The organism is Streptomyces mirabilis (genome assembly GCF_039503195.1).
Classification (GTDB): domain Bacteria; phylum Actinomycetota; class Actinomycetes; order Streptomycetales; family Streptomycetaceae; genus Streptomyces; species Streptomyces mirabilis_D.
This window is the reverse complement of the sequence record NZ_JBCJKP010000001.1, coordinates 10,736,294-10,748,471: the sequence shown is the minus strand read 5'-3', so window position 1 is coordinate 10,748,471 and position 12,178 is coordinate 10,736,294. Positions and strand designations below refer to the sequence as shown.

Genomic DNA, 12,178 nt, shown 5'->3' with positions numbered 1-12,178 from the left:
GTGTATGGATGCTGTCCCCTGCGCGCGATGGAACGCGAGTTCGTGATGCCGTACGTCATGGTCGGCCGGGAGAACAACGGTGACATCCGGATCCACTACGAGGACCACGGCGCGGGGCCGCCCGTCGTCCTGGTCCACGGCTACCTCGCCGACGGGCGCTCGTGGGAGAAGCAGGAGGCGGCTCTGCTCACGGCCGGGTACCGCGTCATCAGCTACGACCGGCGCGGCAGCGGCGACTCGGGCCGGCCGGCGGGGGGTTATGACTACGACACGCCGGCCGCGGACCTGAACATACTGCTGGAAGTCCTGGATGTGCTGGACGCGGTGCTCGTCGGCTGCTGCTCCGGCACCGGGGAACTGACCCGGTACCTGGGAACGTACGGGCAGCGGCGGGTCCGCGGCGCGGCGCTGCTGGCGCCTCTGCCGCCGTTCCTGCCCCGGTCCGACGCCAACCCGGAGGGCATCGCCCCGGGCGACCTCGACGCCTTCCTCGGCGAGCTGTCCGCCGACCGCGCGCCGAGATCCGCCGCCGGCGGGCGGCCGGCGCACAGCGCAACGGTCTCATCGGGTTCTCCGCGGGAGGTCATCTGGCCGGGCTGGCCGCCCTCACGCCGGGCGCCCCGCCCGATGAGGCGGTGGACTTCGCCGTGCTCGATTACGCCATCACGTCGATGCAGACCGAGACCTACCGTCCGGCCCGGCTGATCCTTCTCGGCGAGGACGCCGGCTTCGAGCTGCGCCGGTCGACATCGCTGGATTCGCTGGTCACGCCCCGGTCGCCGCCGTTCTTCGTCTGCCACACCGCGGAGGACCCCTATGTCCCCGCCGAACACACCTACCGCCTTGCCGCGGCGCTCGCGGCAGGCCAAGTCCCCCACGCCGTACACGTGTTCGCCCACGGCCCGCACAGCCTCGGCCTCGCCCGGAACGTCGGCGAGGCCGCGATAGGGACCACGCTCGCGAAAGCCTGGATCCACGAACAAGCGTGACCATCGCCTACCTCACCGGTCCCCGGCCATCGCCCGCAGCTCCGCGATCTGCTTGCGCGCCGCGGCGACGAGTTCGTCGTTGGTGTTCGCGTGACCGCCCAGCCCCCACCCACCAGGCACGGCCTCGGTCAGCAACACCCAGGTGCGGTCCGCGAGCGTCGGGTCGTCGGCGGCCTCCGCGATGATGCCGGTGAACCGGCTCACCACCGCCATCTGTTTGTCGCGGTCGAGAGCACCCGCGTTGGTCAGCACCTGCACGCGTACGTAGTCGGACGCGCCATCGACGTTCGACAGGGCGCCTGCCGGCAACTCGTGGACGAAGGCCGCGGTGTTCCGGCGGAACATCGGGATGTCCGGAACCTCCTCGATGGCCATCAGGGTGGCAGCGAGGTCCTTGGCGAGCCGGTGCCCGTCCGTGCACCAGCATCCGGCAACGCACCATCGGGTGGTACCAGCAACATGACTGCAACCGGCCGCGGCTCGCAGTGCAGTCAACATGCTGATACTCCGCCGCAGTCCCCCAGGGTGACCATGAGGTCCAGCTGAGTCAGCGATGCCGGAGAAGACGATGAGCCTTGACTTTGACGTGTTCGTGGTAGATCCCAAGCCGATTCCGAGTGCGGTCCCGGGATTCGAGGAGGTGGTGGGCCCGGCGACCTGGCCGCCGTCCACATCGACGCTGATCAGCGATGACGACGGTGCCGTGCTGGTCGACGGCCTCATCACCGTGCGGGAGGCCCGGGAGCTGGCGGCGTGGGTGAAGTCCCGCGACTGCGAGCCCGAGTACGTGTACACCACCCATCCGCACGCCGACGCAGCTCCACGCCGGGCGAGCTCATCGACCGCATGACGGCCACCCATCCCGAGCTGGCGAACCCCTACACACTGTGGGTCGCGGCCCACGACCTGCTCGGCAGCGGAAACTGCCCCAGACAGCCAGGACGGATCGCCGAACCATGCCCGGGGAGACCAGAGAAGCGGTCAGCCTGGAACCGGCCGCGGAAGGCCGCGGCACGCGGGTGCTGAACCTGCGCAGAATGACGGCCCGCCGGACCGACGAGGCATACCGGTCCTCCACCCCGCTGGAACTGTTCTTCGACCTCTGTTTCGTCGCCGCCGTCGCGCAGGCCGCCTCCCATCTGCATCGCGACCTGAGCGGCGGGCACCTCGGCCATGCCGTGGGCAACTACCCTGGGTGTTCTTCGCGATCTGGTGGGCCTGGGGGAACTTCACCTGGTTCGCCTCCGCGTACGACAACGACGACGACCCCTATCCGCCGGCGTACCCCGGGCCTTCGAGGTCGGCGACTATCTCGTCATCACCCTCGGCTACGTGATCCTGCGGCTGGCCATGGTCATGCAGTGGCTGCGGGCGGCCAGCACACGAAGAGCTGACGCAGCCTGTGTCCCAGGAAGAGGAGACGCATCATGGGAATCATCGCGTGGATCATCATCGGCCTGCTCGCCGGCGCCATCGCCAAGATCCTCATGCCGGGCAAGGACCCCGGCCGCATCATCGTCACCATGCTCATCGGCATCGTCGGCGGTCTGCTCGGCGGCTGGCTCGGCAAGGTGATCCTCGGCGTCGACTCCATCGACGGATTCTTCGACCTCTCCACCTGGATCGCCGCGATCGTGGGCTCCCTCATCCTGCTCCTGCTCTACCGCGTCGTCACCGGCAACCGGCACGCGTAACCGCTCAAGGCACGCGCCTACGCCAACTGGACGGCTCCCGGGGACGACAGAGCCCGGTAAGACCGAACGCTCCGCGGGCCGCACCCGTCTCGGTCGGCCAGTCCGGCAGTACCACCCACGACGCCGCCGGGCGTTCCGGTCACCCGAAGGACACACCATGGGTGTGCGTACGCGGATCAGCGCCTGGCCCGCATTCCGTCAGCTCACCGGCGCGGGCATTATCGGTGGGGGCCGTTGCGGTAGTAACGGGCACGGACGATGCCGTCGACGATCCCTGTGATGTCCCGTCCGGGGCGACATCGCTGAGACGCACTGTCGAGTCACAACTGGTGGCCGACGATGCGGCCATCCACTCCAGCCTGACCTCGCCGCTCACCCTGAGTGGCGGTGATGTCACCGCCTCGACGAGAGACCGGGTGCGAAGGTCAGCGGGCCTTGCGGCTGCCGGGCGGGTCCTGCGGGTCCTGAGGGTCGACGCCTGTGGTGGCGGATGCGTCCCTGGTTCCGCTGGGGCGCTGGGAGCGGCCCTTGGGGCCGGTGTCGTGCATGCCCTTCTCGTCACCGCGGGCTTTGCCCTGTTCCTCTCCGCGGTCGCTCGTGCTCTTCACGGGTCTGCCGTGCGGATTCCCGGCCTCTTCTTTGGAGACCTTGCGTCCGGGGCCTTTCTCGGGAGCGTGCTGGTCGGGGTGGAACGAGCGGTGGGCGCTCGGGTTGTCCTGTTGACGGGTCTCGTCGACGTCCGGAGACCAGCCGTGCTGCTGGGTGCCCTTGTGCCGGCTGGGGCCTTCACCGTGCGGGGGCTGGGACGACTTCGGCTGCTTGGCCATGGCCTGGCCTGCCTTCTCTTCCTGCATGGGGTACGGACTGTGTGAGGTCCACGGTTTGCGGAGCTCCCTGTGCCGATGTGATTGCTACCAGTAGTGCTTGCGTCCACCGACGCCGTGGCCGAGCGCGCCCACAATCCACAGGACGACTCCGATGACGACGAGAATCCCGCCGATGGTCCACAGGATGCTGATTCCGGCGACGAGGCCGATGACGAGCAGAATGATACCGAGGACGATCATGGTGTCCTCCGATTTCGCTGTGATGCCTCTTCCAGATTAGGCACATCGGCGCCTTCACGCTCTCTCGCTCCACACGGGACTGGCGATCGCCGAGGCGCCTGGTCCAGGCACGGTACAGAAGAACGAACTGCTGGCGGTGGTACGCCGCTACTGACCGGGGGGCGGCTCGGCTCGGGTCATCGTTCCAAGTCACCCAGGCGTCGTCTGTTCGGGTCCGAGGGGTCAGAGCAAGCGTCGTAGAGGCGGGACAGCTGCCTCCCTGAAGCGCTGGAGCCGTGCACGCCGCTTCCATCGTCCGGGACTGATGAGTTCGCTGTGCTTAAGGTCTTCCTTGAAGTGGCGGTCCAGCGTCGCGGTGAACGGAGGGTCCAGTACGGCGAGCATCACCTCTTCGACGTGATCGAGGGAGCGGCGGTTGACGTTCGTCGAGCCGATGAGTGCGGTGGCCCCGTCGACGGTGAGGACCTTGGTGTGGAGCATGGCCGGCTGGTACTGGAAGACCTTCACACCGCAGCCGGTGAGATCCATCGACATGCGCTTCGGCCTGGAGATGACCCAGTCCCAGATCGGCGCCGAGCTCGGCCTCTCCCAAATGCACGTCTCCCGCGTCCTGAAGAAGGTCCTGCGCAAGCTCCGTACGGGCATGGCCGACGAGGACAGCACGCCTGCTCCGTCAACTGCCGGAACGGCATGAAGTGGGGGCCACCGATAGGCACCGGTGGCCCCCACTTCATCGATCACGAAGTCAGTCCTTGAAGACGTCCTTGATCTTTTCCTTGGCTTGGCGGGCGTCGCCCTTGGCCTGCTCGGCACGGCCCTCGGCGGTCAACTTCTCGTTGCCGACGGCGCCACCCGTGGTCTCCTTGACCTTGCCCTTGGCTTGCTCGGTCTTGGCCTGAGTCTTCTCGCTGCCGGACATATCACTCAACTCCTGGGAATCGCTCGACGGATTCGACATCAGCACGCCTGACCCGAACGCCCACTCTCAAACTGGATGCCAGCACATACTCAAGAAACCTCACGGTCATTAACCGATGAACCTGTGTGCCGTACAAGAATCGCGGAGAACATTCACTTCCCGATGGCGTGACGTGGAAGAAGCTGGGCACACGGTGGCCTGGAGGTTGATAACTATGGTTCCCCTGCTTCTCGTTCTTCTGCTCGCCCTGATTCTCTTCGGCGCGGGATTCGCGCTGAAGGCTTTGTGGTTCGTCGCGGTCATCGTGTTGGTGGTCTGGCTGGTCGGGTTCGTCGCCCGCCCCAAGGGAGGAAGCGGCCGCTGGTACCGCTGGTAGCCGCAGCAGACGACAGCTCTCCGTGTGGGCCCAGCCACCAAGCCTGGCTGGGCCCCCACGTTTGCCACGCGTCCGCAAGAGAATGGGGTCGCTGTTCTGACGGGAAGATTCCGGCTACGCGGGTGAGGAAGCCGCAGCGATGGTGGTCAGGGAACCGTGCCTGTCGCCGTCCGGGGGAGCCTTCGCGCGGCGCCTGCTCCGACCACTGACAGCAGTCGGCCGCCACCCGGGCCGCAAAACGGACGAAGCTGCGATCCACCACGTCTGCTGGATGTGCCGCAGGGCCGGCCGATCGCCGAACGCGCGACGCGGCCCGTGGATCGACTCGTCCAGTTCACCCCCGGCCAGCAGCTCACGGGACAGGCCGTCGAGCCGAACCGAGACCCCGCTGCGGACAGCCCGGCGAGCGGATCGGGACGCGGTGGAAACAGATGTGCGCCCGTCCGCCCCACGGGCGTACCTCGATGGCGACGCGCGCCGTGCCCAACCGACCGCTGTCGGCCTCGAGCTCCAGCCAGCGGGGCGGTTCCACCCGACGAACCACCGTCCGCCTTTCGTACGTCCATGGGCCCAGGCCGACGCGATACGCCAACGCCGCGTCGACCTGCGGCCACCGAGATGAATGGGTTGAGATCGTCGAGTAGCCTCCCGTAGCCGCATCATGCGCAGGACGACAACAGGCGTTCTTGCGGCCGTCCCCGCGCCTGGCCGCACACTGGATCGATGGTGCTCCCTCATGCCACCGCCGGCGAGGAGGCTTCACGCTGATCACCCCGGCCTGTGCGGCTCCAGCGACTCATCCGTCCGGCAAACCCTGCCGCCCTGTCGACCTGCCGCCCACCCGGGAGACATCGAGCCGCGGCGCACGGCTGGCCCAGCGGCCGGACACCGAAATCGTGCAGGCCAACCGTTCGGGTTCAGTCGAGGCCGCGGTGGGATGGTGGCGTGATGCCGGGTAGTCGTTGTGCATGAACACTCACACCCTCGACACCTCTACGAAGGCGGGAAAGGCCTCGGCCCTAGACACCGCGTCGACATGGTGGCTGACGACTCTGGACCGTATCGAACGGTCGGTAGGAGCGGATCCGGCGATCCGGGTTCTCCAGCGGGGAATCCGCTCGGTCCCGCTGGGCGAGGTACGCGATCTGCTGCGCGGCAGGCCGCTGGGCCATCCCGTACATCCCATTCTGGTACAGGTACCGATCGGCTGCTGGCTGTCGGCCGCTGTACTGGACCTCGTGCCCGCAGGGCAGCGCGCGCCTACGATCCTCACGGCCGTCGGTTTGGCCGGAGTCGCCCCGGCAGCGGTCGCCGGCTGGGCCGACTGGGCGGACCTGCCGCCCGAACAGGCCCGGGTCGGACTGGCCCACGCGGTCTCGAACGTGGCCGCGGTGGCCTTCTACACCGCGTCCCTGACGGCGCGGCTCCGCGGGCACTCGACGAAGGGCAGGCTGTGGTCATTGGGTGGGCTGACGGCGGTCGCTGTGAGCGGCGCGCTGGGCGGGCACGTCGCCTATCGGCAGGCCGTCGGAGCGCAACCCACAATCTGAGCAAAGCGCGTGGCGACCATGCCGAATGCGGGTGAAGGTCCAGGCGCCGTGCCCGCGAAACGGCAGGGGCCAGACGCCAGCGCAGTCGGGCTGGTCGCTTCGGACGGCCGGGCAGCCCCGGGCCGAGCCGCCGGGTCCCGGATCGGACCCGCACCCTCGACCCGTGCGGCCTGCTCGTCGTGGCCCGCCTCGCGCAGGAGCCGGACGGCCTCGCCGAGATCGAAGTCCGCCGACCCGGTCAGCTGGTGGAACCCATAGAGGTGCCCGCGGGCCCGATCCGTGGTCTCCAACACCTTCGAGAGAGCGCGCCCGGCGCGAGCGCCGTCTAGACGTCGACGCCGTCGGGTACCTGGTGCGCCGCGTCCCATTCGCGATTGCTTTCCATAGTGGTTCCCTGCCCCCGAGGGTGTCTTGCCGAGCAGGCGATTGCGCCATGCGGCGTACGCACGTCCACCGGGCGCAGGCCCGAGGTAGAAGGTCGGTAATGCCTATCTGGTCGTGGGTGCGCGCATCAGCCGTCCACCATCCGCGCGGACGGCGTGCGCCAGCGGCCACATCCGGCACCGGCGCACGCCGCCACGACGAGAGACATGCCCCGTTTGAGCATTTACGCATGCTTTATGGGGGTAGATGGTGAGTGAATATCTTTCCCTTGGAGGCCATCATGGCGACCCATCACGCACCCATCGAAGAACACCCCGACCTGATGGAACTGCGCGCCCGGCACGACCGCGCCGCCATCACCCCACGCGCCCAGATGATCGAGGCCCTCGCGCTCATCACCGGCCTGTACCTCGCCGCGTCCCCCTGGATAGTCGGCTTCAACGGCTTCACCACCCTCGCCGTCACCAACCTCATCGCCGGGATCGCCTACATGCTGCTCCTGGGCGGCCTGGGCAGTTCCTACGAGCGCACCCACTCCATGGCCTGGGCCGCCGCCGCCATCGGCATCTGGACCTGCGTCGCCCCCTGGATCGTCGCCGGCGACGTCGCCCACACCCGCTCCATCACCAGCAACCTCATCACGGGCGCCATCGCCACGCTCCTCGCCCTCGCCGCCGCCTCCGCCGCCCGCGACCACACCGACAACCGCCGCAGCAGCACCGGCAACTACAACGACCGCCGCACCCGGTCCCAGGGGCGCGAAGACCGCTGACCCTTCGCACCTCGCCGTCCCAGGGGCGCGAAGACGCTGACCCTTCGCACCTCGCCGGGAGAACCGCGCCCCTTCACCTCCTGGCGCCCCCTCTCATCGCCAAGGCCCTGATCTTGCTCCGCCGGTCTCGGACGGTGATCGACTCCTCCCCCTGTGCGGGCAGAGTCCGAAGGGCATTACTCGTCGCGCCATACGTCCACTTGCTCTGCTCGGGCTGCGACCCAGGACTGCATGGACCTTTGGACCCGCGAGCTGTGAGGCGATCCGCACGATCTCGGGCTAGGTCATGGTGTGAGCCGACCAGCGAGGCCAAACGGTCAGGCGATCCCGGTGCCGCGCAGCAGCAACAACGCCACGTCCACCACCGCCACTGCGACGGCTGCCGCGAACGCCGCCCGCTGCCGGCGGCGTCCCAGCACCATCCCCGCCACCGCCACCACTGTGGCCACCGCGAGGGCCGCCACTCCCCATCTGCCGGGGCCTCCGGCGGGCCCCAGCGCCAGAACCGCGGACGCGGTCACCAGCGGCACCGGCAGCAGCAGCCGCGCGCCGTCCGGGCCCAGCCGGTGCGGAAGTCCCCGTACGCCTGTCGCCAGATCCCCGTGGATATCCGGCAGCACATCACCCAGATGGGCTCCAACCCCCAATAGGGCCCCGGCGGTGACAACCCACCAGGCCGGCCACGGCTGCCCCGGCAGCCCCAGCGCCACGAACGCCGGGAGCGCGGCGAAACCCACCGCGTACGGCGCCCAGGACCATGCAGTCGCCTTGAGCCGCAGGTCGTACGCCCACGCCGCCGCCACCCCGACCAGGTGAACGACGCCCGCCCACAGGCCGCAGGCGAACGACAACGGCACGCACAGCGCCAGCGCGACATACGCCGCCACCCACACCTCCGTCACACCCACCGTGCCGTCGACGACGGGTTTGCCACGGCGGCCGGCGGCGATGTCCCGGCGCGCATCGAACGCGTCGTTGCACCAGCCCACGGACAACTGCCCGGTCAGAACTGCGGCTGCGGTCAGGACACACCGTGCGGCGCCCTGTTCGGCGGTCGCGGCCAGCGCGGCCATCAAGGCGGTGACCGCCACGACAGGCCCGGGATGGCACGACCCGGCCAGGCCTCCCATCCGGTCGGCCCAACTCGCGGCCGCGCCGTCGGCCGTCGACTGCTCAGGAGTGCCCACCCGGCCGATCGTAGGCGTCCCGGCCCCCACCCGGCTGGAGCACGCGCCCCTGGACTAACGGCCGGACGGGCGATCCATGGTGTCGAAGCCCCGGTCCGGGGAACACGTGCAGAGCAACTCACCCCAGTCGATAGCCGGACGGGAACCATATGACGCGGATCGCCGCCGTTCACGGTGCCCTCGCACCACACCGTCGCACCCAGTCCGAGATCACCGACATGGTGGCTCGCACCTGCCTGCCCGAGGGCACCGACCGCCGGGTCCTGGACCGGCTGCACCGCAGCGCGAAGGTCAGCGCGCGCCACATGACGCTGCCGCTGGAACGGTACGAGGAACTGGACGGATTCGGCGCCGCCAACGACGTCTTCATCGCCGCCGCCACCGACCTGGGCGCCAAGGCAGTGAGAGCCGCACTGCACATGGCTGGTCTGTCCGCCGCCGACGTGGACCTGCTGATCTTCACCTCCGTCACCGGCATCGCCGCCCCCTCGATCGACGCACGGCTGGCAGGCCGCCTCGGTCTGCGGCCGGACGTCAAACGGCTGCCCCTGTTCGGCCTGGGCTGCGCCGGCGGCGCAGCCGGACTGGCCCGTATGCACGACTACCTGCTGGGCCGCCCCGACCACGTGGCGGTACTGCTGTCCGTCGAACTGTGCTCGCTCACCTTCCAGCGCAACGACGCCTCCATGGCCAACATGGTCGCCACCGGACTGTTCGGCGACGGCGCCGCCGCGGTCGTCGCGTGCGGCGCGAACCGCCCGGGCCGCCCTGACGAGACCGCCGGCCCGACGATCGTGGACACCCGCAGCCACCTGTATCCGGACACCGGGCGCGTCATGGGCTGGGACGTCAGGAGCTCCGGCTTCCAGGTCGTCCTCGACCCGCAGGTCCCCGATGTCGTACGCCGTTACCTCACCGATGACGTCGAGGGGTTCCTCGGCGATCACGGCCTGAAGCCGAAGGACGTAACTGCCTGGGTGTGCCACCCGGGTGGCCCCAAGGTCCTGGACGCCGTCACCGAAGCCCTCGACCTGCCCGACGACGCGCTCGATGTGACCTGGCGTCACCTGGCCGGCGTGGGCAACCTGTCCTCGTCATCGGTACTCCACGTGCTGCGCGACACCCTGGCGGAAAACCGGCCGCCGCCGGGCACCCCGGGTGTACTGCTGGCGATGGGGCCCGGGTTCGCCTGCGAACTCGTCCTGCTGCGCTGGTAGTCGAACCCTCGAAGGACACAGGACACATGATCTGGTACGGACTGCTGGTGGCCGCCGTCGCTGTCGAGCGCGTCGCCGAACTCGTCGTCGCCCGCCGCAACGAGCGGTGGAGCACCGCCCGCGGCGCGATCGTGACCGGGCAAGGCCACTACCCGGCGATGGTCGCCCTTCACACCGGCCTGTTGGTCGGCTGCCCGGCCGAGGTGTGGCTGGCCGACCGGCCCTTCGTACCCGCCCTGGCCTGGCCCATGCTGGCCGCGCTGGCAGGCGCCCAGGCGTTGCGGTGGTGGTGTATCGGGACCCTGGGACCCCGTTGGAACACCCGGGTGATGGTCGTACCCGGCCTGCCGCTGGTGACGAGCGGCCCCTACCGTCTGCTGCGGCATCCGAATTACGTGGCCGTCGTCGCCGAGGGCGCGGCCCTGCCACTGGTGCACACCGCCTGGGCCGCCGCGGCCGTATTCACGGTACTCAATGCCGCCCTGCTCACCGTGCGCATCCGCTGCGAGAATCGTGCGCTGGCCACAGCGACCGCCCCGACCACGTCCGCACCGGCGTGATCGACGTACTGGTGGCCGGTGGCGGGCCGGCCGGTCTGACCGCCGCCATCCACGCCGCGCTCGCCGGCCTGGAGGCCGTCGTCGTCGAACCCCGGACCGCGCCCGTCGACAAAGCCTGCGGAGAAGGCGTCATGCCGGGCGGTGTCGCCGCGCTGCGAGCCCTGGGCGTCGAGGTCACCGGCCGCGAACTGCGCGGCATCCGTTACGTGGACGGCACCGTCCGCGCCGAAGCGTCTTTCCGCGGCCATGGCGGCCTGGGGGTCCGCCGTACAACGCTGCACTCGGCACTGCACCAGCGCGCTCTCAGCCTCGGAGTGCGCATACTGACGGGCAAGGTCGGCGAGGTACACCAGAACGCGGACACTGTCACCGCCGCGGGGACCACGGCCCGTTGGCTGATCGCCGCCGACGGCCTGCACTCCCCCGTGCGCCGCAGCCTGAGTCTGGAATTGCCGGGCCGCCCCCACGGCCGCTATGGACTGCGCCGGCACTACCGCGTCGAGCCGTGGACGGACTTCGTGGAGGTCCACTGGTCCCGGCACGGCGAGGCCTATGTGACACCGGTCGGCGACGACCTGGTGGGCGTCGCGGTCCTCAGCCGCAGCCGTCGCGGCTACGACGAGCACCTGGCCGGCTTCCCGGCTCTCACCGCGTCGCTCCGCGGCCCGGCCGCGACGGAGGTACGCGGCGCCGGGCCACTGCGGCAGCGGGTGCGGCGCAGAACCGCCGGCCGTGTCCTGCTCGTCGGCGACGCCGCGGGCTACCTGGATGCCCTCACCGGCGAGGGCATCGCCCTCGCGCTGGCGACGGCCGGGGCTGCCGTCCGCTGCCTGGCCGCCGGGCGACCGGACGCGTACGAGCGCGCCTGGGTGCACCTGACCCGGCGCCACCGGCTGCTGACCGGGGCCCTGCTGGCCGCGAGCCGCCGTCCCAGCACCGCCCGCCTCATCGTGCCGGCAGCGTCCCGGATGCCCCCGATGTTCTCAGCCGCGGTCCACGCACTGCAGTAGCGGCCTGGCTCTATTCACCCCAAGCGTGAACGAAGTCAACCGTACGAGCTCTCCCGCCAGCGGAGGTGGGTCTGGTGACGAGTGGTCGCCGAGTTCCCCGAGCTGCTTCTCTCCGCGCCAGAGATCTTTAATGGCTGGGGTTACAGCGGTTGGAGGTCGAACCCCGTCTTGGCCATGAGGCCCTCGATGAGACCGGGTCGGTACTGCATCCGTTTCAGCCGCGCCTTCATCAACGCGGTGAGCTGTTCGAGATTGTGTTTGGTGAGGTTGGCCAGCGACCTCTTCAGGTGCGACCACACGCCCTCAACGGGGTTGAGTTCGTCTGTCTAGGGGGCAGTTGGTAGACGGTGAGCCATAATCGGGCGGCGATCAGCTCCTGCATGCTGCCGCTGACGTTCGTGTTCCAGATGCCCCCATGTTGCGTCAAGCGGCAGCAGACGGGGTACCAAGGAC

At 69.4% G+C, this 12,178-nt stretch carries 15 protein-coding genes and 4 pseudogenes; 12 read left to right on the top strand and 7 right to left on the bottom strand.

Features of this window, described 5'->3' with window-relative positions; all coding sequences use genetic code 11:
* The first annotated feature begins 27 nt into the window (after positions 1 to 27).
* A complete protein-coding gene (locus AAFF41_RS49140; RefSeq protein ID WP_425526218.1) occupies positions 28 to 705 on the top strand; it encodes an alpha/beta fold hydrolase in 678 nt (225 codons plus the stop codon).
* Positions 588 to 989 (top strand): prolyl oligopeptidase family serine peptidase, encoded by a 402-nt coding sequence (locus AAFF41_RS49135; RefSeq protein WP_343326475.1) that lies wholly within the window; start codon positions 588 to 590, stop codon positions 987 to 989. The genes AAFF41_RS49140 and AAFF41_RS49135 overlap by 118 nt, the downstream gene beginning before the upstream one ends.
* Before the next feature lie 12 nt (positions 990 to 1,001).
* Here the strand turns inward: AAFF41_RS49135 and AAFF41_RS49130 are convergent, their stop codons facing one another.
* The gene (locus tag AAFF41_RS49130; protein WP_343326132.1) at positions 1,002 to 1,487 is read right to left on the bottom strand and encodes a tautomerase family protein; all 486 of its coding nucleotides are present in this window, start codon (positions 1,485 to 1,487) and stop codon (positions 1,002 to 1,004) included.
* Between the two features lie 55 nt (positions 1,488 to 1,542).
* Here AAFF41_RS49130 and AAFF41_RS49125 point away from each other — a divergent pair, with 55 nt between their 5' ends.
* The 3 genes and pseudogenes from AAFF41_RS49125 to AAFF41_RS49115 all read left to right on the top strand — a co-directional run bounded on the left by AAFF41_RS49125 (position 1,543) and on the right by AAFF41_RS49115 (position 2,683).
* A complete protein-coding gene (locus AAFF41_RS49125) occupies positions 1,543 to 1,839 on the top strand; it encodes an MBL fold metallo-hydrolase (protein WP_319753650.1) in 297 nt (98 codons plus the stop codon).
* Positions 1,840 to 2,026: 187 nt separating this feature from the next.
* Positions 2,027 to 2,366 (top strand): annotated as a pseudogene (locus AAFF41_RS49120) (low temperature requirement protein A); the annotation flags it as partial.
* Positions 2,367 to 2,416: 50 nt separating this feature from the next.
* The gene (locus tag AAFF41_RS49115; protein WP_343326131.1) at positions 2,417 to 2,683 is read left to right on the top strand and encodes a GlsB/YeaQ/YmgE family stress response membrane protein; all 267 of its coding nucleotides are present in this window, start codon (positions 2,417 to 2,419) and stop codon (positions 2,681 to 2,683) included.
* Between the two features lie 425 nt (positions 2,684 to 3,108).
* Here AAFF41_RS49115 and AAFF41_RS49110 read toward each other — a convergent pair whose 3' ends face one another.
* The 3 genes and pseudogenes from AAFF41_RS49110 to AAFF41_RS49100 all read right to left on the bottom strand — a co-directional run.
* Complete coding sequence (locus AAFF41_RS49110) at positions 3,109 to 3,510, bottom strand: hypothetical protein (RefSeq protein ID WP_319753673.1); 402 nt, start codon at positions 3,508 to 3,510, stop codon at positions 3,109 to 3,111.
* 84 nt (positions 3,511 to 3,594) lie between these two features.
* Positions 3,595 to 3,750 carry a DUF6131 family protein gene (locus AAFF41_RS49105; RefSeq protein ID WP_319753652.1) on the bottom strand — a complete coding sequence of 52 codons (156 nt, stop codon included), beginning with the start codon at positions 3,748 to 3,750 and terminating at the stop codon, positions 3,595 to 3,597.
* A 222-nt stretch (positions 3,751 to 3,972) separates the two neighbouring features.
* Positions 3,973 to 4,272, bottom strand: a pseudogene (locus tag AAFF41_RS49100) (phospholipase D-like domain-containing protein); the annotation flags it as partial.
* On the opposite strand from AAFF41_RS49100, the pseudogene AAFF41_RS49095 reads away from it, so the two are divergent.
* Positions 4,271 to 4,444, top strand: a pseudogene (locus AAFF41_RS49095) (sigma factor-like helix-turn-helix DNA-binding protein); the annotation flags it as partial. The pseudogenes AAFF41_RS49100 and AAFF41_RS49095 sit on opposite strands and share 2 nt — an antisense overlap.
* A gap of 51 nt (positions 4,445 to 4,495) precedes the next feature.
* Here AAFF41_RS49095 and AAFF41_RS49090 read toward each other — a convergent pair.
* Positions 4,496 to 4,669, bottom strand: coding sequence for a CsbD family protein (locus AAFF41_RS49090; protein ID WP_319753653.1), 174 nt, complete (start codon positions 4,667 to 4,669; stop codon positions 4,496 to 4,498).
* A gap of 214 nt (positions 4,670 to 4,883) precedes the next feature.
* Between AAFF41_RS49090 and AAFF41_RS49085 the strand changes: the two genes are divergently transcribed.
* From AAFF41_RS49085 to AAFF41_RS49065, 3 genes are all read left to right on the top strand, one after another.
* A complete protein-coding gene (locus AAFF41_RS49085; RefSeq protein ID WP_319753654.1) occupies positions 4,884 to 5,045 on the top strand; it encodes a hydrophobic protein in 162 nt (53 codons plus the stop codon).
* A 968-nt stretch (positions 5,046 to 6,013) separates the two neighbouring features.
* A complete protein-coding gene (locus tag AAFF41_RS49075; RefSeq protein ID WP_319753655.1) occupies positions 6,014 to 6,595 on the top strand; it encodes a DUF2231 domain-containing protein in 582 nt (193 codons plus the stop codon).
* A 664-nt stretch (positions 6,596 to 7,259) separates the two neighbouring features.
* Positions 7,260 to 7,751, top strand: coding sequence for an SPW repeat protein (locus AAFF41_RS49065; RefSeq protein WP_343326130.1), 492 nt, complete (start codon positions 7,260 to 7,262; stop codon positions 7,749 to 7,751).
* A 317-nt stretch (positions 7,752 to 8,068) separates the two neighbouring features.
* Here AAFF41_RS49065 and AAFF41_RS49060 read toward each other — a convergent pair whose 3' ends face one another.
* Entirely contained in the window at positions 8,069 to 8,938 is an 870-nt protein-coding gene (locus tag AAFF41_RS49060; protein WP_425526217.1) for a UbiA family prenyltransferase, read from the bottom strand.
* A gap of 149 nt (positions 8,939 to 9,087) precedes the next feature.
* Here AAFF41_RS49060 and AAFF41_RS49055 point away from each other — a divergent pair, with 149 nt between their 5' ends.
* The 3 genes from AAFF41_RS49055 to AAFF41_RS49045 are packed head-to-tail and all read left to right on the top strand — an operon-like array spanning position 9,088 to position 11,725.
* Positions 9,088 to 10,155: a type III polyketide synthase gene (locus AAFF41_RS49055; RefSeq protein WP_343326129.1), complete on the top strand. Its 1,068-nt coding sequence runs from the start codon at positions 9,088 to 9,090 to the stop codon at positions 10,153 to 10,155.
* 26 nt (positions 10,156 to 10,181) lie between these two features.
* The gene (locus AAFF41_RS49050) at positions 10,182 to 10,715 is read left to right on the top strand and encodes an isoprenylcysteine carboxyl methyltransferase family protein (protein ID WP_319753659.1); all 534 of its coding nucleotides are present in this window, start codon (positions 10,182 to 10,184) and stop codon (positions 10,713 to 10,715) included.
* The gene (locus AAFF41_RS49045; protein ID WP_343326128.1) at positions 10,712 to 11,725 is read left to right on the top strand and encodes an NAD(P)/FAD-dependent oxidoreductase; all 1,014 of its coding nucleotides are present in this window, start codon (positions 10,712 to 10,714) and stop codon (positions 11,723 to 11,725) included. Before AAFF41_RS49050 ends, AAFF41_RS49045 begins: the two co-directional genes overlap by 4 nt.
* Before the next feature lie 140 nt (positions 11,726 to 11,865).
* On the opposite strand, the pseudogene AAFF41_RS52045 reads toward AAFF41_RS49045, so the two are convergent.
* Positions 11,866 to 12,128 (bottom strand): annotated as a pseudogene (locus AAFF41_RS52045) (transposase); the annotation flags it as partial.
* Positions 12,129 to 12,178: the final 50 nt, after the last annotated feature.